Annotated in this window: 15 protein-coding genes; 7 read left to right on the top strand and 8 right to left on the bottom strand. The window is 35.8% G+C overall.

Features of this window, described 5'->3' with window-relative positions:
- Nucleotides 1-99: 99 nt before the first annotated feature.
- The 6 genes from KAOT1_RS16335 to pbpC all read left to right on the top strand — a co-directional run bounded on the left by KAOT1_RS16335 (nt 100) and on the right by pbpC (nt 8,353).
- Entirely contained in the window at nt 100-2,829 is a 2,730-nt protein-coding gene (locus KAOT1_RS16335) for a T9SS type B sorting domain-containing protein (RefSeq protein ID WP_007095974.1), read from the top strand.
- Between the two features lie 3 nt (nt 2,830-2,832).
- A complete protein-coding gene (locus KAOT1_RS16330) occupies nt 2,833-3,147 on the top strand; it encodes an antibiotic biosynthesis monooxygenase family protein (protein WP_007095973.1) in 315 nt (104 codons plus the stop codon).
- A gap of 95 nt (nt 3,148-3,242) precedes the next feature.
- Nucleotides 3,243-3,710 carry a T9SS type A sorting domain-containing protein gene (locus KAOT1_RS16325; RefSeq protein ID WP_007095972.1) on the top strand — a complete coding sequence of 156 codons (468 nt, stop codon included), beginning with the start codon at nt 3,243-3,245 and terminating at the stop codon, nt 3,708-3,710.
- A 4-nt stretch (nt 3,711-3,714) separates the two neighbouring features.
- Entirely contained in the window at nt 3,715-4,830 is a 1,116-nt protein-coding gene (locus KAOT1_RS22095) for a SusF/SusE family outer membrane protein (RefSeq protein ID WP_007095971.1), read from the top strand.
- Between the two features lie 33 nt (nt 4,831-4,863).
- On the top strand, nt 4,864-5,982 hold the full coding sequence (locus KAOT1_RS22090; protein WP_007095970.1) for a WD40 repeat domain-containing protein: 1,119 nt from the start codon (nt 4,864-4,866) through the stop codon (nt 5,980-5,982).
- 16 nt (nt 5,983-5,998) lie between these two features.
- Nucleotides 5,999-8,353: a penicillin-binding protein 1C gene (gene pbpC / locus KAOT1_RS16310; RefSeq protein WP_007095969.1), complete on the top strand. Its 2,355-nt coding sequence runs from the start codon at nt 5,999-6,001 to the stop codon at nt 8,351-8,353.
- 272 nt (nt 8,354-8,625) lie between these two features.
- On the opposite strand, the gene KAOT1_RS16305 is transcribed toward pbpC, so the two are convergent.
- From KAOT1_RS16305 to KAOT1_RS16270, 8 genes are all read right to left on the bottom strand, one after another.
- Nucleotides 8,626-9,174 carry a hypothetical protein gene (locus tag KAOT1_RS16305; RefSeq protein WP_007095968.1) on the bottom strand — a complete coding sequence of 183 codons (549 nt, stop codon included), beginning with the start codon at nt 9,172-9,174 and terminating at the stop codon, nt 8,626-8,628.
- A 7-nt stretch (nt 9,175-9,181) separates the two neighbouring features.
- Nucleotides 9,182-9,778 carry a peptide chain release factor H gene (gene prfH / locus KAOT1_RS16300; protein ID WP_007095967.1) on the bottom strand — a complete coding sequence of 199 codons (597 nt, stop codon included), beginning with the start codon at nt 9,776-9,778 and terminating at the stop codon, nt 9,182-9,184.
- A gap of 73 nt (nt 9,779-9,851) precedes the next feature.
- The gene (locus KAOT1_RS16295) at nt 9,852-10,406 is read right to left on the bottom strand and encodes a tetratricopeptide repeat protein (RefSeq protein ID WP_007095966.1); all 555 of its coding nucleotides are present in this window, start codon (nt 10,404-10,406) and stop codon (nt 9,852-9,854) included.
- Nucleotides 10,407-10,969: 563 nt separating this feature from the next.
- Nucleotides 10,970-12,367 carry an RtcB family protein gene (locus KAOT1_RS16290; protein ID WP_007095965.1) on the bottom strand — a complete coding sequence of 466 codons (1,398 nt, stop codon included), beginning with the start codon at nt 12,365-12,367 and terminating at the stop codon, nt 10,970-10,972.
- A gap of 10 nt (nt 12,368-12,377) precedes the next feature.
- Nucleotides 12,378-13,685, bottom strand: a complete 1,308-nt coding sequence (locus KAOT1_RS16285; RefSeq protein ID WP_007095964.1) for a PcfJ domain-containing protein — start codon at nt 13,683-13,685, stop codon at nt 12,378-12,380.
- A gap of 804 nt (nt 13,686-14,489) precedes the next feature.
- Entirely contained in the window at nt 14,490-15,377 is an 888-nt protein-coding gene (locus tag KAOT1_RS16280) for an endonuclease/exonuclease/phosphatase family protein (protein ID WP_083777316.1), read from the bottom strand.
- Between the two features lie 72 nt (nt 15,378-15,449).
- Entirely contained in the window at nt 15,450-15,953 is a 504-nt protein-coding gene (locus KAOT1_RS16275; RefSeq protein WP_007095959.1) for a YciI family protein, read from the bottom strand.
- Nucleotides 15,946-16,422, bottom strand: coding sequence for a CYTH domain-containing protein (locus tag KAOT1_RS16270; protein ID WP_007095958.1), 477 nt, complete (start codon nt 16,420-16,422; stop codon nt 15,946-15,948). Before KAOT1_RS16270 ends, KAOT1_RS16275 begins: the two co-directional genes overlap by 8 nt.
- 41 nt (nt 16,423-16,463) lie before the next feature.
- On the opposite strand from KAOT1_RS16270, the gene dinB reads away from it, so the two are divergent.
- Nucleotides 16,464-17,576 carry a DNA polymerase IV gene (gene dinB, locus KAOT1_RS16265; RefSeq protein WP_007095957.1) on the top strand — a complete coding sequence of 371 codons (1,113 nt, stop codon included), beginning with the start codon at nt 16,464-16,466 and terminating at the stop codon, nt 17,574-17,576.
- Nucleotides 17,577-17,801 lie beyond the last annotated feature (225 nt).

Raw genomic sequence — 17,801 nt, 5'->3', positions numbered from 1 at the left:
TGAAGAAAAATCCCAGAACGCTATCGTTTTCACACTAAAAAAACGCAACCTTTCATGGAAATTCACATCTGATAAAAAGGAAATCATTACAAAAATTATATGTCAAAATTTAAAATAGGATTTATTATTATACTAGCGATTTTTGCCTTTTCAGGAAAATCTAAAGATGCATTGTTTGATGATAAATCAGAAGCAATGATGGATCCTATTACATATACTATTTGCGATGATGATGGTTTTGTAGACATTGATATTTCTAGCATTCAAGCTGATATTTTAGAAACTTATGATAGTGTTGCTATTGAAGAAGCAATTTATGTGTGTACTTCTACAGGTGCTGTTGTAAAATTTAGTGACTTATCGGGCACTGTCGACACAGAACTTATTTGTGATGTGTCTAGTAGTTTTTCTGATATTGCTGTAGACGAACAAGAAGTAATTTACGTAACTGATTTTAGCACTATTTTTTCTTTAGATGATACCAACTGTACACTTGCAACTGTTCCTGGTTTGGGTACAACTCCTACTTCCAACTCTTTATCTTTTGATACGCAAGGAAATATGTACTTTGGTGGAGCTTCTGGAAGTGTTGTATATCGCTTCAATAGTGATGGAAGCACGCCGCCGTATGTTTGGCATGATTTCGGAAATGGTACGCCTGCAGGCGATTTTGTAATGCTTGGAGATAAAATGTACATTGCTTGGAGAAATCCTGATGGTACAATACAACTATTTGAAGTAACTTTAGATACTAATTTTAACTATGTATCGCATGTAAATCTTGGTCAAATTCCAGATGCAACATTTGGATTGGCTAGCGAATTAGGAACACTTTACGGAGTTTCTTCTTCAGAAGTATATAAAATCAATTTAGACACGTTTACCTTTGATACCATTGCTACCAACAATTTTACTTATGGAGCTTGGTATGGCGCCGCAGGTTTGCACGAAGCCTTTTCTTATGAAATTACGTCACATAGCAATCTTGCCGATGCAAATGCTAGTGTAAATCCACTTCCTGACCAATGGACAAATACACAACAAGGCGGACAAACCATTTATATAAGAGTTGAAAACACGCTGACAGGCGATTTTGAAATTATAGAAGTAAATTTAATCATTACAAACACAATACCTGAATTAACAACGCCAACAGGCATAAGTATTTGTAGCGAAAACCCTAACAGCTTTACTTTCGATTTAACGGAAGTTGAAACTGAGTTGCTTCAAAATGTAACCAATCCTGTCACGGTAACCTATTACAATTCAGAAGAAGATGCTACAGCAAACGTAAGTGCAGTCAATTCAAATTATAACACATTATTAAATCAAGAAACAATCTATGTACGCGTTCAAAATGTAGACGATGATTGTTTTGCTATTACACAATTTGACATCAGTGCTGATTTGGGTCCAACTTTGGTAATGCCTTCAAATTTGGTTGCATGTCAATATGAAAACAATGGAATTTTTACACTTACTGATGTAGAAACTGAATTACTTCAAAACAACACAGTTCCTGTCACGGTTACGTATCACAATTCAATGGCAGATGCTGATTCTGGAACAAATTCGATCAATACAAACTATCAAATAACACCAGGACAGGAAACTATTTTTGTACGCGTTCAAAATAATGACAATGACTGTTTTACTACGACGCAATTTGACATTATCCTTAGTGAAAGCTTACAAATAACAACGCCAAACGATATTACTTTGTGTGCAAATCAAAACAACACTTCCGTAGATTTATCGCAAGTAGAAGAAAATATGTTGGCAAATACAACACAAAATGTTACGGTTACATATCACACTTCTGAAGATGATGCAGCCAACAATACAAATGCTGTTTCTACAAATTATACGACAAATACAAATCAGGACACCATATATGTACGCGTACAAGATGTAGATACTGACTGCTTTGCAACGACACAATTTGACATCACTACCAATACAAATTTAAATTTAGTAACGCCCAACAATATAGTTGCTTGCGAAAATGGAAATAGTCAACTTTTTGATCTCACGCTAGTAGAAAATGAACTGTTACAAAATGTTACGGAAAATGTGAATGTCTCCTATCACGCTTCCGCGGATGATGCGCTGAACAATGTAGATGCTATGAGTACAAACTTTACGTTAACTTCGGGACAAAGCACCATTTTTATTCGTGTAGAAAATATAGAAACTACTTGTTTTGAAACCACACAATTCATCATTGAAATACTACAAAATCCTGTAGTAGAACCTATGGTAAATTCGCCAAGTGCCCGCTTATTGACAGATTGTTATATTGATAACAATTCTAATGGATACTTCAATTTAAATGATAGTTATGCGCAAATTATTATGACAGGAAATACAAGTTATTCTTTAGAATTTTACCTTTCTGAAATTGATGCTGAACAAGAAATCAATTCGATTGATCCTATCTATTATGCAACCAATGATACGCAGGAAATATTTGTTACAGTAACAAACGGTAACGGATGTAAAAGTATTACCAACTTTTTTGTAGATCCTGATTGTTACGAAACCGTTGTTGACATTGCTAACATCTCTTTTCCAGGTTTCTTTACTCCAAACAATGACATGGCAAACGACACTTGGAATGTACGAGGAATTTCAATCGCGGTACAACAAACTGCCATCATGTATATATTTGATCGTTACGGGAAATTATTGTTCTACTTCAAACCAGGACAAACACAAGGTTGGGACGGAACATACAGAGGAAAACCTATGCCAAGCAACGAATATTGGTACAAATTTCAAACCTCGGAAGGACAAACGTTTTCAGGTAGTTTCTCTTTAATTCGTTAAAAAATGAACACAGAATTCACACCATATTACGCCGTAATTTTTACCTCAATTCAGACAGAAACAACAGAAGGTTATGCAGAAATGTCGCAACAAATGGAAGATTTGGCTAAAGTCCAAAAAGGTTTTCTCGGTATTGATAGTGCACGAAATACGATTGGAATTACAGTGAGTTATTGGGAAACCCTAGAAGCTATTCAGCAATGGAAACAGCATACCGATCATCTCATTGCACAACAAAAAGGAATCAAAAATTGGTACGCCTATTACAATGTAAAAATCTGTAAGGTGGAACGAGAATATGATTTTTCAAAGAAATGATACGCTTGTTGGCTTATTTTGACGTTTATACAAATTCTTTGCAATTGCCGTTTTTTATACCCAATTTTATAGTCTAATTTTTAAAACTGTATTACATGATACAAAAAACTATTTTTTTAGGAGTTCTTTTTTTTACTTCTCTTTTGGTTGCACAAGAAACAACGGTTTCTTCGGCTAATGAAAGTACTGGAAGCAACGGAACTATTACTTATTCTGTAGGATTAATTTCTGTGAAAACAATAGAAGGTAGCGATGGAAGCTTAAGCCAAGGAATACAAATTCCTTTAGAAGTTACACAGCTATTAAGCATCGACGATCTTGCTTTTAATGATGTAACATTACAAGTATATCCAAATCCAACGGCAAATATTGTCCGATTGAAAAGCGGAAAACATCACGATTTGAGTTACCAACTATTTGACTTAAACGGAAAATTAGTAAAAAGTCAAAAAAAGATCACTTCCGAAACAATTGCTTTAAACAAACTAAAAAGCGGAACATATCTGTTAAAAGTTCTTCAAGCAACTAAAGAAATTAAAACATTTAAAATCATCAAAAAATAACATAATGAAAAAAAAATTACTTGTAATTTTCACTTTTTTTATAACCATTTCAACTCTTGCTCAAGCTCCTGATTTAATTAATTACCAAGCAATTATAAGAAACACTGAAGGAAACTTGGTGCAAGATGCTAATATTGGAATGCGCATCAGTATTTTACAAACAAATGCTACAGGAACTGCTGTGTATACAGAAACACATGTAGCTTCTACCAATACCAACGGACTTGTTACCATTATGATTGGTGGCGGAACTTCTTCTGATGATTTTTCAACAATTGATTGGAGTGCTGGACCATATTTTATCAAAACAGAAACAGACATTGCTGGTGGAACAAATTATACCATTGTTGGAACAAGTCAACTATTAAGTGTTCCGTATGCATTATATGCAAAAAACGGAACTAAATTCACAGAAACCACAGAAGGTTTAGAATATAACGGTGGCGATATTACACTGACTCAACCTGGAGCAACGATTAAATTGACTTCTCCAGATGGAACCGTATATGAATTGGGTATTAACGACAATGGACAATTGTCTGTGCCAACCTCAAATACTTCATCAACAACACCAACTAATTTTTATTTGTATGGAAGTTTTAACAACTGGGATGCTTCAACAGCTTTAGAATTTGGAAACAATGTTGATCCATATGGTAATTTTATTGGAATGCGCTATTTTGATGCTGGAACCGAAATTAAATTTCTAGCTGCTCAAAACGAAAGTATTGTATATGGAGGTACTGGATTTTCTAATGGAGAACTTGTAGAAAATGGAAATGCGTTAACTATTCCTAGTGATGGATTATACCGAATTCAAGTTTTTCCATCTGGCGGCGGTATAATTAGTTATATTATTGAATCTATAAACCTTTCGTTTAATGGAACAGCATTAACATATGGATCAGATGGAGTTGATTTTTTCCCTTTCGCATTTTTACCAAATAGCACTTCTCAAACAGGGCAGTTTAACATTGGAGGTTTTTCTTATGGAGATAACTTAGGCGATTTATCATTAGAGTTAAATGGTGAATCAATTACAACACCTACCTCAGCAAGTGCGATACGATTAAATATTAATTTTAATTGCTCTTTTACGTATCAATATTATAATAATTAACCTCACAACGACAACATTTATCAAACACCTAACATGAATAGAAAAATTATTACACTCATTGCCTTTTGTATAACCTTAATGACATTTGCGCAGGCACCAGATTTGATTAATTATCAGGCTATCATTAGAAATTCAGATGGTAATTTGGTGCAAGATGCTAATATTGGAATGCGCATCAGTATTTTACAAACAAATGCTACAGGAACTGCTGTGTATACAGAGACACATGTAGCTTCCACCAATACCAACGGACTTGTTACCATTATGATTGGCGGCGGAACTTCTTCTGATGATTTTTCAACAATTGATTGGAGTGCTGGACCATATTTTATCAAAACAGAAACAGACATTGCTGGTGGAACAAATTATACCATTGTTGGAACAAGTCAACTGTTAAGTGTTCCGTATGCATTATATGCAAAAACTGCAGGAAGTGTGCAAGGTGGCGGAAGTTCTGGTAACGGAAGTCAATCAAACACTCAAAACCCGCTAAACAATAATACAAATACCAGTTTTGCATTTGATTCACGAGATGATAATACTATAAACGCATGGAGTAATGGTAATAGTTGGTCATCAGTAACATATACTAATACATATAACGGAGCTGGGGAAATTATTTCTTCAAATGGAAATTTTGCTTTTAATTCTAGAGACGATAATAAAATTCATGCTTGGAGTTATATAAACTATGAATGGACAGATGTAAGTTATACAAACACATATAATGGCGCTGGAACAATCATCTCTTCGAATGGAAATTTTGCTTTTGACTCTAGAGATGATAACAAAATTTTTGCATGGAGTGCCATTAATGGTTCTTGGTCTTCGGTTACATATACGAACACTTACAATGGAGCTGGAACAATCATTTCTTCGGAAGGAAACTTTGCTTTTAACTCTAGAGATGATAACAAAATTTTTGCGTGGAACGCAGCTGATGGTACGTGGTCTTCGGTTACATATACGAACACTTATAATGGAGCAGGTACAATTATCACTTCTAATGGTAACTTTATATTTGATGCACGAGATGATAATATGATCTATGTGTGGAACGCTGATAATGGAACGTGGATTTCTACACCATATACTAACACTTATAATGGCGCTGGAACAGTTATTTCTTCTCCTCACAACAACGGAAACTAAAAACTTATAATACTACATGATAACCAGCATCACACGAAAGATTAAAAATAATAAAATCAAAAGTATCGTGCTGGTTATTATGTTAATAGCCTATTATTTCTGCTTACCAAAAACACTTTTCAACACGCCAACTTCTACCGTAATTGAAAGCCGTGAAGGTATTTTACTAGGAGCAAAAATTGCGGATGATGGACAATGGCGATTTCCAAAACTAGATTCGGTTCCAGAAAAATTCAAAGTTTGTATCGTTCAATTTGAAGACGAATACTTTTACAATCACCCAGGATTCAACCCAATTTCTATCGCAAAAGCATTATGGCAAAATATTGAATCTGGCGAAGTAAAACGCGGCGGAAGTACGTTGACACAACAAGTCATTCGACTTTCCCGAAAAGGACAAAAACGCACCTATTTTGAAAAAGCCAAAGAAATCATTTTAGCAACTCGCTTAGAGTTTCGACATTCCAAAGAAGAAATTCTGGCATTTTACGCTTCGCATGCACCATTTGGTGGAAATGTAGTTGGCTTGGATGCTGCCGCTTGGCGTTATTTTGGAAGACGCCCGCAAGAGCTTTCTTGGGCAGAAAATGCTACACTTGCCGTATTGCCAAACGCACCGAGTTTAATATATCCTGGGAAAAATCAATCACGATTAAAAGCCAAACGAAATCGCTTACTCAAAAAGCTATTCGATCAAAAAATAATTGACAAGCTCACCTACGAATTGGCGATTGAAGAACCTTTGCCTCAAAAACCGTATGCGTTGCCACAAACTGCCAAACATTTGCTCAATAAAGTCGCCAAAACTCACAAAGGAAAACGCGTGCAAACTTCCGTAGAAGCATATTTACAACAAGAAGCAAATACTATTGTAGCGAAGCATTACCGTGAATTGAAGCAAAATCAAGTGTACAATGCTGCAGTGTTAATTTTAGACGTAAAAACAAGAAAAGTATTGGCATATGTTGGAAATACACCAACCGACAGAGCGCATCAAAAAGACGTAAATATCATTCACAAACCCAGAAGTACAGGAAGTATTATGAAGCCATTTTTATATACGGCGATTTTAGATGCTGGCGATTTACTTCCAAACACTTTGGTTGTTGATGTTCCTACGAAAATTGGCAATTACACTCCGAAGAATTTTACCGAAAGTTATGATGGCGCTGTGACTGCAAAACGTGCGTTGGCGCGTTCGTTAAATGTTCCTGCGGTGCGCATGTTGCGACAATATGGCTTGGACAGATTTCATTATTACCTTCAAAAAATGCAATTGAAAGACATATCGCAAAGTGCCGATCATTATGGACTTTCATTGATATTAGGTGGCGCAGAAAGTAACTTATGGGATTTATGTAAAACCTATGCTGCTTTTTCATCAACCCTGATACATTTTGGAGAAAACTCAAGTCAATATTACACCAATGAATTTTGCGAACCTTCTTTTTTGTTTGATGAAACTGTCAATTTTGGAACGCTTACTGCGGAAAAAACCATCTTTGATGCAGGTTCAATGTATTTAACGTATGAATCTCTAAAAGAAGTAAATCGTCCAGAAGGCGAAGAAAATTGGGAGTTTTTCGACTCTAGCAAAGAGATTGCTTGGAAAACAGGAACCAGTTTTGGTTTTCGTGACGCTTGGGCAATCGGAACAACGAAAGATTATGTAGTTGGCGTTTGGGTTGGAAATGCCGATGGTGAAGGTCGCCCAGGATTAATAGGAACCACAGCTGCTGCGCCAATTCTGTTCGATATTTTTGATGTGCTCCCAAAAAGTGAATGGTTTGATATTCCGTATGACGAACTAGAAGAAGTGAATATTTGCTCAAAAAGTGGATATCGCGCTTCGGAATTGTGTGAGGAATCACAATTGCAATTCATTCCACGTAGCGGATTAAAAACAAAGCCGTGTCCGTATCATATTTGGGTTCATTTGGACAAAAATGAGCGTTATCAGGTGAATTCTTCCTGTCAGCCATTAAGCGAAATGACACATAAAAGTTGGTTTGTATTGCCGCCATTGATGGAATATTATTATCAAAGTAAAAATCCGTTGTACAAAACATTGCCACCTTATCGAAAAGATTGTATTGCAGAAAGACAAAAAAGCATGGATTTTATTTATCCTGAAGAAGCTGTGAAAGTTTTTTTGCCGAAAGATTTTGACGGAAATACCAATGGTTTGGTATTGCGCTTGGCACATTCTATTCCAGAAACCAAAGTTTTTTGGTATTTAAATGAAACTTTTTTAGGAACAACCGAAACCATCCACGAAATGGAAGTCACGCCTACAACAGGAATTCATAAAATTACGGTAGTTGATGAATTGGGCAATGAAGCCAAACGCACTATTGAAATTCAGGAATAGTTATTTCTTTTTCTTAGAAATTCCTTCCACCATTACTAATGCACTAATAACTCTACTTGGTTTTGAGAGTTCTGAAAATGGGAAATAGATTTTTTTATAATGGTGAAGACAATTGCGTTTCTAATCAACGTTAGTAACTAAATTTTATTTGGAAAGCGACTTTTACTTTATTTGAAACATCTTTAAGAGGAGAAACGACGAAGTAATCAATTAACAGATTACTTCATTTCATTCGCTATGACGTTTCCCAAAAAGTCACTTTCCAAACAATTTTACTCTTTTGGAATCGTTACCAATTCTTCACGATCTAACGGATCTATATTTTTTGCTAATAATTTGATGGATGATTGCACTGCCCAACATTTGTCACTTGAATGAATATTACTATATAAACTCAATAAAAATGTAGGATCAACAATAGTCCAATCTTTCACTATTCGCGATGGAACATCTTGTTTTACAAAGAAATCTATCGTAATTCGGATTGATTTTCCCGTTTTGGTTTCAACCGTTTTTTCATAGCGTCTAAAGTTTTCATCGCTTTGTAAATGATCATATCGTGTCCATACTTTTTTAAAATTTCGTTGTTGTAAAATACACATCACTTCGGCAACATTTTTCGGATTTATAAAAACATCAATATCTTTATGATCGTGCGCGTGTTTGTATTCTGTATGTCCTTCTGGCGATAAAAAATGCCAAGCCCAACCTCCAGATAGAATTACAAATTCTCGCAGAAATTGTAATTCTAGTAAGGAAAGTGAAATACGGTCTTGCAACCATACTTCACCATATCTTTTTTTATTATGTGGTGCTCCCATAATGGTATTATTTTTTAAAAACTTGCACCGGATTTCCTAATTGCAACTGTTTGTGTTGCATCCACTTTTGCTTTTCGATCGCGTTTTGTTGCTTTTGATTTTGTGCTTTTATTGCAATATCTAATCGTGCAAATGCTAGTTTTTTGTTTAAAAATTGCGAGCGTTCTTCGCTTGCTTGCACAGTGATTCCTGTTGGAATGTGTATCATACTTACAGCAGTTTCTACTTTATTTACATGTTGTCCGCCAGCTCCAGAACTTCGTGCCGTTTTCACTTGAATCTCTTTTGGAGACCATGAAATTTGTGTTGGCATCACGTATACTTTTACATCAACAAACCAGTTTTTACGCTGATGATGTGCGCGATACGGACTTCTGAAAATAAATTGAATACTTCCTTGCCAATGATTTTTAAACTCTGCCGAATCGCCTGTGGCACGCAACCAAACTGATTTGTAGTTTTGGTATTTTGTAGCAACCAATTCGATGACATTGAATGTATAATTTGGTAATCGTGATAGCTTTTCTGTTAAGTATTTTACGGCGAGACAGCATTCTTCAGGTCCTGAACCTGAGGAAATTTGTACCCAAAATTGATTGTCCATAATTTCTATATTTTTATTTTGATATGAGTTTGATTAACGAATCAAGAGTTTGGAATCCTAACCATAAATCATATCAGTCTAACATTGAATTGAATTTCGTGTTAGCTCTAATTTTTTTTAATTCTTCTTTCTTTTTTAACTTCTTTATTACCTTCAATTTTTCATTTACACGTTTTAATTGATTGTCAATAAAGTATCTGTGATCGTTGTTTAATGATACGTGTTTTGACTTTTTCAAGCACTTCTTTGCTTCTTTAAACTGTTCTTTTTTCTCTAAAAGAATTGCCTTTATGTAGTGCAAACGTGCTTTGTCAGTTTGTACTAATGAGAATCCAACTTCCAATACGTGTTCTGCTTCTGCATAGTCGCAAACGTCAATTAGTAAGAACGGATAGTAGTAATAGGTTTCTACATATTCGTGATCTATACACAATGCTCGGTGATAGTATTCGCATGCATTTTTGTAATCGTGTAATTGTTCATGATAAATTCTTCCCATTAAGTTACTCGCTCCTGCATGATCGTTTCCTCCTAAAACATATTGTAGTTTTTCGATACATTGTTCTAAGTCATACGAATAGCTGTCTAATGCTTGAATGAATAATATGTCGTTTGTATATGTTGCCATTTTTGTTGTTTTTTTGTCATTACGAGGAGAAAACGACGAAGTAATCTGTTTATATAGTAGCAGATAGCTTCATTTCATTCGCTATGACGATTTTTAGATTTCTTTACGTCAGTTCGAGTGGCAAATCTGTGATTTGGTGTATCGAGAACTACTTTGAAGTATCATATTTTACATTTTGAATTTCTAAGTACTTCTCGATACAATTTTTCTTCATTATATTTCGAAAAATCACTCGAAGTGACGTTTATATTTTATTTAGTTTCATTTCTTTTACACCTTCTTTTTAGAATACCAAAGAAACCAAGAGAACCTTGATTTCCCTGATATTTTTGTGAAGACGCAACTCTGCTTCGGCTTTGCTCAGCATAATGTTACTGAATAAAACTAAAGTGATCTTTGATATTGCATTAAGGATGGAGCGGCATGTCTGAGCTCCTCCCAATAAATTTGGGAGAGCGAGTAGCGACAGCCTGACCTCCAATTTTCTTGGAGGAAATGCCCTGATGCAATTTGTATTTCAGTTTCTTTTGGATTCCTGCCTACGCAGGAATGACAAAAAGTATTTAGCGATCCATACGAACAATTTTTGGTGTAAAACTTCCTACAACTTCTACCAATTCGGTTTGATTGCCCATGACATGATGAATATTTTTGTATGCCATTGGCGCTTCGTCAATTCCGCCACCAATTAAAGTAACTCCATGGTCTTTTAATTGTTTTTTGATGTCACTTTGCGTGATGGTTTGCTTGGCTTTTCGCCTTGATAATTGTCGTCCTGCTCCGTGAGAAGCCGATTGCAACGAATGTTTGTTTCCCGTTCCACGAACGATGAATCCTGGTGCTGTCATGGATCCTGGAATGATTCCTAAGACACCTTTTTGCGCTGGTGTTGCTCCTTTTCGGTGTATAATGAGTTCTTCTCCATTGACGATTTCTTTCCAAGCAAAATTGTGATGATTTTCAACCATTGCTAACGGTCTTGCACCTAACGCCTTTCCTAAACGCTTGTGAATGTCGTGATGACACGCCGAAGCGTAATCTCCTGCAAGATTCATTGCTAGCCAATATTCTTGTCCGTCGTGCGTATTGAGATCGAGCCACGCTAGGTTTTTCGCTTCTCCAGGTAACGGCGTTTGCTTGATTGCTAATTTTGTGTAATGTTTTGCAATGTTTGCGCCCAAACCACGCGATCCACTATGTGACAGAATTCCCAAATATTTCCCGACAGGAACGTTGAATTCGTTGTGTTCATCAGAAACATCTACGATTCCAAATTCTACAAAGTGATTTCCACCTCCTGAAGAACCAAGTTGCGTATATGCTTTTTTGAACAGTTTTTTTACCGTTGGAATTTCTTTGAATTCTGAACGCTCAAAGATTTCATGATCGTTGATACGTTTGTGTGTTTCAAAACCTCCAAATTTGGTATGTTCTTGCAACATGTTTACATATTTGTCTTTGTGACCTTCCAAGTATGAAATTGGAATGTCATAGATGGATAAACACATTCTGCAACCAATGTCTACACCAACTCCATACGGAATTACGGCGTTTTTTGCGGCTAATACGCCACCAATTGGCAAACCGTAACCTGCATGTCCGTCAGGCATTAATGCACCTGCTTTTGCAATTGGTAATTTTAACGCCGTGTACAGTTGATGTTTTGCTTCTTCGGCAATTCCGTTTTCGCCAAATATGGTAAACGGCGCACGTTTTGTTTCTAATTGTTTTCCTTCCACTTGTACGGGAGTTGTGAGTTCTTCGGCGATTCTGCCAACAACTCCATCTCCCAAATATTTTTCAGGATCTTTAAGGATGGTTTTTAAGCGTTGTATAACTTTGTCTTTCCGTTCACGCTTAAAGTTTCGCAGCATTACTTCCATAGCAATACTGATGACTTTTCCTGTTTGTGGATATCCTATTTCTATGAGGTCTTTACCTCGTAATTTTAATTTTGCCATAACCTAAATTTTAAAGCCATTTCCCGATTTTGAGATCGTGATGTGCTGCCCAATCTTTCATAATTTTTTTGGCAACTGCTGAAATTGGCTTGTTAAATCGTGCTTTTGCTTGCACTATTGTTTGTGATCGAATGTCCATTTCGATCGTAGCTAATGTTTCGTGTCCTTTTGAAAAACTTGTGCATCGCAATGAATAAATGCTGGTGACTTTTACACAACATGAACGTGCGTATGAAGCTACACAGTGATTCATTTTTCGTCCTTCAGCAATGAGTTCTTTGGAGGAACACAACTCGAATAATCGATATTTTTTTACATCTTTTTCACTTCGATTTACGATTACGTACGAACTGTTTAGTGTTGGTTTCCATGTGAATACTTCCACCATACTTGCCCTGTGAATTGCTTGTTCAGTGTGCCATTCGTCCGATTGTCTTGTGAGTGATGTAATGGTTCTTCCTTTGATGGAATACGCTGCATTTTGTCGGATACAGTGACTTAAATAATCGATGATTTCAGTCATTTTGTTAAAATCCAACATGGTTTGCTTCATAAAGAACTGAATGACTGTTTCCCAAAAAGACTCGTGTTGAAATCCGTTTCGGCTTAATGCTGTACATGCAATGCGTTCTGCTAGTAATTCATCATTTCCAAAGGCTAACGCTTGCGCTCTACGCAATGCCATTTCGATGGTATAATTTGCAGGTGCTTGCAAGAATTGATGTGCTCCTTTTTTGGTTAGCCGAACAGGAACTTTTGATAGTGTTTTTACACTTTGTCCTCTACCTAAGTCAATAAACCATGACATGTATTTACGATTGATGTCAAACCAAGCTTCGTACATAAACGCTGGCACTTCATATTTTGCAAAGCAGTGTTTTACCAAATCTTTGAGCTGTTTTTCGGCATTGTGACTTTTTCGCTTCCAAGTTGTTACGTCTTTTACATAGTTTCCACCAAACCAAGCTATTTCGTAAATGGAACGTAAGTGTTCTTCGTTTCGCAATAGTTTTGTACAACGTTTTTTGTACAAGTGCAATAGTATTTCTCGGAAAGCTTCACGTCTGCGTGATTGCTTTTTTTTGTTGAGCGAATTGAAGTGATTTTGTAATATATATGCTAACGAACCATGTTCATAATTTGCGCGTTCTTTCCCTTCAAAAATCTTTTCTATTAATGCCGGAAACAGTACTTTTTTAGCTTTGTTATGTCTTTGTAAGCTTTCTTGTAATGCTGCTTCTTTTGCCTTTTCGGCGAGTTTTTCTTTTAATCTTCTGGACTTCGATTTATGCTTTCGATGTATTTGTGATGTTTCCATGACTGTCTCTTTTGAATGTTGTTTTCAGTAAAAAATTTGAATACTTGTGTTTGCTGTTGCATGTTTGTTTTTTTATGCGTTAAAAATTCTTTTTTGTTGGTACTGAAAACACACTCCCGAGTTTACAGTCGTTCCATTTGTTTGATTAAATTCATCTTTTTTCGTTTTGTGTCGCTACACGATTTCTAGGTTTTTGTTGTGTTATTTTTATTACTTTTTCTTGACCAAAGTATCAAATTGAGCATTTTAAGATTTCTTAAAAAAATTTAGGTTTTAAAGGTTTCTCGACTGCGCTCGAAATGACAAATAATTAATTCAAATTCATAATTTAAGATCCCAATTTTCATTGGGATTAGTTCAACTTACAGCTTTGTGTGCGTCTTTCAGACTTCTCAAAACTGAGCTTCACTAAAACAGAAAAGCCCGATTCTTACGTAGAACCGAGCTTTGATACTGTTGTATATGTATTCTTTATTCCAAAGAATAGTTTGGTTCTAAAATGAACATTCCCTGCATGTTTGCAGTGTTTGTTGCGATATGTCTTGATACTGTTTTGACCATATTTTGAAAATAATGCATAAAAAAACCCGAGCTTTTTATGACTCGGGTTTTTATGATGTGATATCTATATTATTTAAAGATACAACTGGTAAAACCAAAGTCGTATGTCGGAATGTTTCCGGCACCTTTTCGATATGTAAATTTTACGTTTTGCACTTTTTTGTTTTTGTTACTAATTTGTTTTTTGTTTTGTCACGTTTTGATGGTTGCAAATATAGAAGATCATTTTTTAAATTTCCAAATTTATTTTTTCTCCACGTCATTTTTGAGATACATTTTTAGCATGGAATGATCGGATTTTGAGTTGGCAATTTTTTCAACATTTAGAATTTCTAAATCTTTGGAAACCCAGATATGATCTAGGGAAAGTAGCGGAATGTTCCAAAACCAAGTTTCGCGAAATCCGTTGCCTTTTTCCGTAAATGCATGTTGGTATTTTTTTTTGAAATTTTTTAAAAATCGAGACTCATATGGCATGTTAAAGTCGCCCAAAATGACTGTTTTTTGTTCTGTTTTTATGTTTGAAGCGATGTAATTTGGCACAGGTTTTCGAAAAAAACGAACGTTTGCAGAGATGTCTACCGCATAAAAATGTATGTTTTTTGTTGTGAAATGCACCATTCTAGTTCCTATTTTTTCAATGGTATCATAGTAAATTCTGAGTGGTGTTTTTGAGAATATTCCAATAGAATCGTCATTGAGGACAAAGTAGTAGTTTTTGTATTTTTCTTTTATTTTTTGATAGTCGTGCGCATCACATTCTACTAAAACCATGACATCTGGCAAGTTTCCATTGACTTCAAATGCGTCTTCAAAGTTTTCCGTTCGGTACGCATTCCAAACAACTACTTCTAGCGCTTCCGAAGTATCTTGAATGGTTGTATTGATGTAACTGTTTTTCAACCATAACCCAAACAATACCAACGTGAATATCGCATAGTATTTTCTGGCGGAAGCCTTTACCAATAGTAGTAAAATTAACAATCCGAGTACAATCAGCGGAAGCGGCGTTCCATAAAAAATCACCGAAGATATATGAAACATATCTTTGATGGTAAAGCGCAAAATGATGACGATGCAAAGAAATATTTGCAAGCTTCTTTTGAGATAGAAACATAGTTTTTTTATCATATTGCGTATGCTTCGGCTTCGCTCAGCATTCTTCGTTTGGTAATTTATAAGATGCTTATATCTTTGATTGTGTTATCGCAACGGAAACCCTTTGGCTGCCCACCAAGGATGAATTTCAATTTCCAGTCGTCCCGCTTTTACCGATGGATCTGCATTTGCCAAACTGTCTGCCATTTCAATATTAGGAACGTTGTAAATGGTAACACCGCGAATTTCACCCAAATCGCCAAATGGTCCAGAAATATCTGCATAGCCAAGTTTGTACATTTTACCCAAATGATCTAAGTGTAAACGTTGCAAACTGTCTGCTTCTTTTTTGCTATGCGAACGATTTTTCCCTCTTTTTAGAAAAGCCATGAAGTATTCCTGCATCAACACCGTGTCTTTGGTGTTTTGATCTACGTAATCGATGATTTTGTAACCTTTGGCAACGAGTTCTTTTTTAATTTCGAGCGGTGATTTTTTAGGTTTTTCTTGCTTCGTTACAGTTTGATCTTCTTGCTTGTTTGTTTCATTTGAATTTCCACATGAAAAACAGCAGATCGCCATTAATAGGATATAAAAATATTTATTCATGATTCCAGGTTTTATAAGGTTTTTTACTTAGTTGTGAGTTGTAATATGGTGTTTGTCCTGTGACTTCTTTTCCGAGCCAATCAGGTTTGTTGAATGCTTCGTTTTCGTGTTGTAATTCTACTTCCGCGATGATGAGTCCTTCGTTGTCACCAAAAAATTCGTCTACTTCAAATGTATGATTTCCAGATGGAATGTTATATCGTTTTTTTTCAATGATGCCTTTTTCACAGAGTTTCAATAGTTGTTTAGCTTCTGCTATTGAAATTTCCGTTTCCCATTCAAAACGACTTGTACCACTTTCGTTCGATTTTCCTTTGATCGTTAGAAATCCTTGGTTTCCTTTGATGCGAATTCGTACGGTGCGTTCGGCATGTGTATTGAGAAAACCTTGCGCAATTTCGAAAGAACTTACGGCTTCTTCTTTGAATTTTAAGTTGTTTACCAGAAATTTTCGTTCTATTTCTTGCATAAATACTGTTATAGACTGCTAAAGATATTATAATTTTGAATATGGACTTCGATTTCCCTTTACGAAAAATTATTCATGTAGATATGGATGCGTTTTATGCTTCTGTAGAACAGCTAGATAATCCTGAGTTGAAAGGAAAACCGTTGGCAGTTGGTGGTGGCGCAAAACGTGGTGTGGTGAGTGCTGCTAGTTATGAAGCTAGAAAGTTTGGTGTGCGCAGTGCGATGAGCGGATTTTTAGCCAAGAAACGTTGTCCTGAGTTGATTTTTGTGCGTCCACGATTTGATCGGTATAAAGAAATTTCTACCCAAATTCGGAAAATTTTTTATGAGTATACCGATTTGGTAGAACCGTTGTCTTTGGATGAAGCGTATTTGGACGTCACAAAGAATAAGAAAGGAAATCCGAGCGCGTCTTTGATTGCTGAAGAAATTCGTGCAAAGATTTTAAAAGATGTTGGTTTGACTGCTTCCGCAGGAATTTCCATTAATAAATTCATTGCCAAAGTTGCGAGCGATTACAACAAACCTAACGGACAGAAAACCGTGCCACCAGAAGAAGTGTTGGATTTTTTGGAAGCGTTGGATATTAGAAAGTTTTACGGCGTTGGAAAAGTAACTGCCGAACGCATGTATCAACTAGGAATTTTTACTGGAAAAGATTTGAAAACAAAAGATGTTGATTTTCTCACGGAGCATTTTGGCAAATCAGGAAAGTTCTATTTTAATGTTGTGAGAGGAATTCATCTAAGTGAAGTAAAACCGAATAGAATTGCCAAATCGGTTGGTGCCGAACGTACGTTTTCTGATAATTTGACCAGCGAAATTTTTATGTTGGAAAAGCTTGAAAATATTGCCAACGAACTGGAAAAACGTTTGAAAAAGTATGCAATTTCTGGAAAAACCGTTACACTAAAGATTAAATACAGTGATTTTACCACACAAACGCGTAGCAAAACGATTGCCTATTTTATTGCTGATAAGAGTTTGATTCTAGAAACTGCAAAAGAATTATTGTATCAAGAGAAATTGAAAGATTCTGTGCGTTTGCTTGGCATTTCTTTGAGCAATTTAAATACGGATAAGAAAGATAAGAAACCTTCAAAAACGGAAGATAAAAAGAGCATTTCAGTACAGTTGAAGTTTGAGTTTTGACTTGGTCACGCTAACGCTGAATTTTTTAGACACGCTTCGCTTTTGGACCGCCGTGGCTGTTAGACTTGTTCCTGCGAAGGCAGGAATCTCTTAGATCGCTTCGCTTTTAGACACGGCTTTGCCTTTTGGAATTTTAGACTTGCTTCGCGCAGTATTGACTTTTGGAAAATAGCGTCATTTCGAGTGTTTTATCGCAATAGAATGAAGATAAAATGTATCGAGAAA

The organism is Kordia algicida OT-1, assembly GCF_000154725.1.
In the GTDB taxonomy this organism is placed as follows: domain Bacteria; phylum Bacteroidota; class Bacteroidia; order Flavobacteriales; family Flavobacteriaceae; genus Kordia; species Kordia algicida.
The sequence above is the reverse complement of the archived record's forward strand: the minus strand, read 5'-3'. Positions and strand labels throughout refer to the sequence as shown.

Excerpts from the sequence above, each read along its gene's own strand:
- pbpC (WP_007095969.1), top strand. The coding sequence starts at position 5,999 with ATGATAACCAGCATCACACGAAAGATTAAAAATAATAAAATCAAAAGT.
- KAOT1_RS22090 (WP_007095970.1), top strand. The coding sequence starts at position 4,864 with ATGAATAGAAAAATTATTACACTCATTGCCTTTTGTATAACCTTAATG.
- KAOT1_RS16285 (WP_007095964.1), bottom strand. The coding sequence starts at position 13,685 with ATGGAAACATCACAAATACATCGAAAGCATAAATCGAAGTCCAGAAGA.
- KAOT1_RS22095 (WP_007095971.1), top strand. The coding sequence starts at position 3,715 with ATGAAAAAAAAATTACTTGTAATTTTCACTTTTTTTATAACCATTTCA.
- KAOT1_RS16280 (WP_083777316.1), bottom strand. The coding sequence starts at position 15,377 with ATGATAAAAAAACTATGTTTCTATCTCAAAAGAAGCTTGCAAATATTT.
- KAOT1_RS16305 (WP_007095968.1), bottom strand. The coding sequence starts at position 9,174 with ATGGGAGCACCACATAATAAAAAAAGATATGGTGAAGTATGGTTGCAA.
- KAOT1_RS16275 (WP_007095959.1), bottom strand. The coding sequence starts at position 15,953 with ATGAATAAATATTTTTATATCCTATTAATGGCGATCTGCTGTTTTTCA.
- KAOT1_RS16330 (WP_007095973.1), top strand. The coding sequence starts at position 2,833 with ATGAACACAGAATTCACACCATATTACGCCGTAATTTTTACCTCAATT.
- prfH (WP_007095967.1), bottom strand. The coding sequence starts at position 9,778 with ATGGACAATCAATTTTGGGTACAAATTTCCTCAGGTTCAGGACCTGAA.
- dinB (WP_007095957.1), top strand. The coding sequence starts at position 16,464 with ATGGACTTCGATTTCCCTTTACGAAAAATTATTCATGTAGATATGGAT.
- KAOT1_RS16335 (WP_007095974.1), top strand. The coding sequence starts at position 100 with ATGTCAAAATTTAAAATAGGATTTATTATTATACTAGCGATTTTTGCC.
- KAOT1_RS16290 (WP_007095965.1), bottom strand. The coding sequence starts at position 12,367 with ATGGCAAAATTAAAATTACGAGGTAAAGACCTCATAGAAATAGGATAT.
- KAOT1_RS16295 (WP_007095966.1), bottom strand. The coding sequence starts at position 10,406 with ATGGCAACATATACAAACGACATATTATTCATTCAAGCATTAGACAGC.
- KAOT1_RS16270 (WP_007095958.1), bottom strand. The coding sequence starts at position 16,422 with ATGCAAGAAATAGAACGAAAATTTCTGGTAAACAACTTAAAATTCAAA.
- KAOT1_RS16325 (WP_007095972.1), top strand. The coding sequence starts at position 3,243 with ATGATACAAAAAACTATTTTTTTAGGAGTTCTTTTTTTTACTTCTCTT.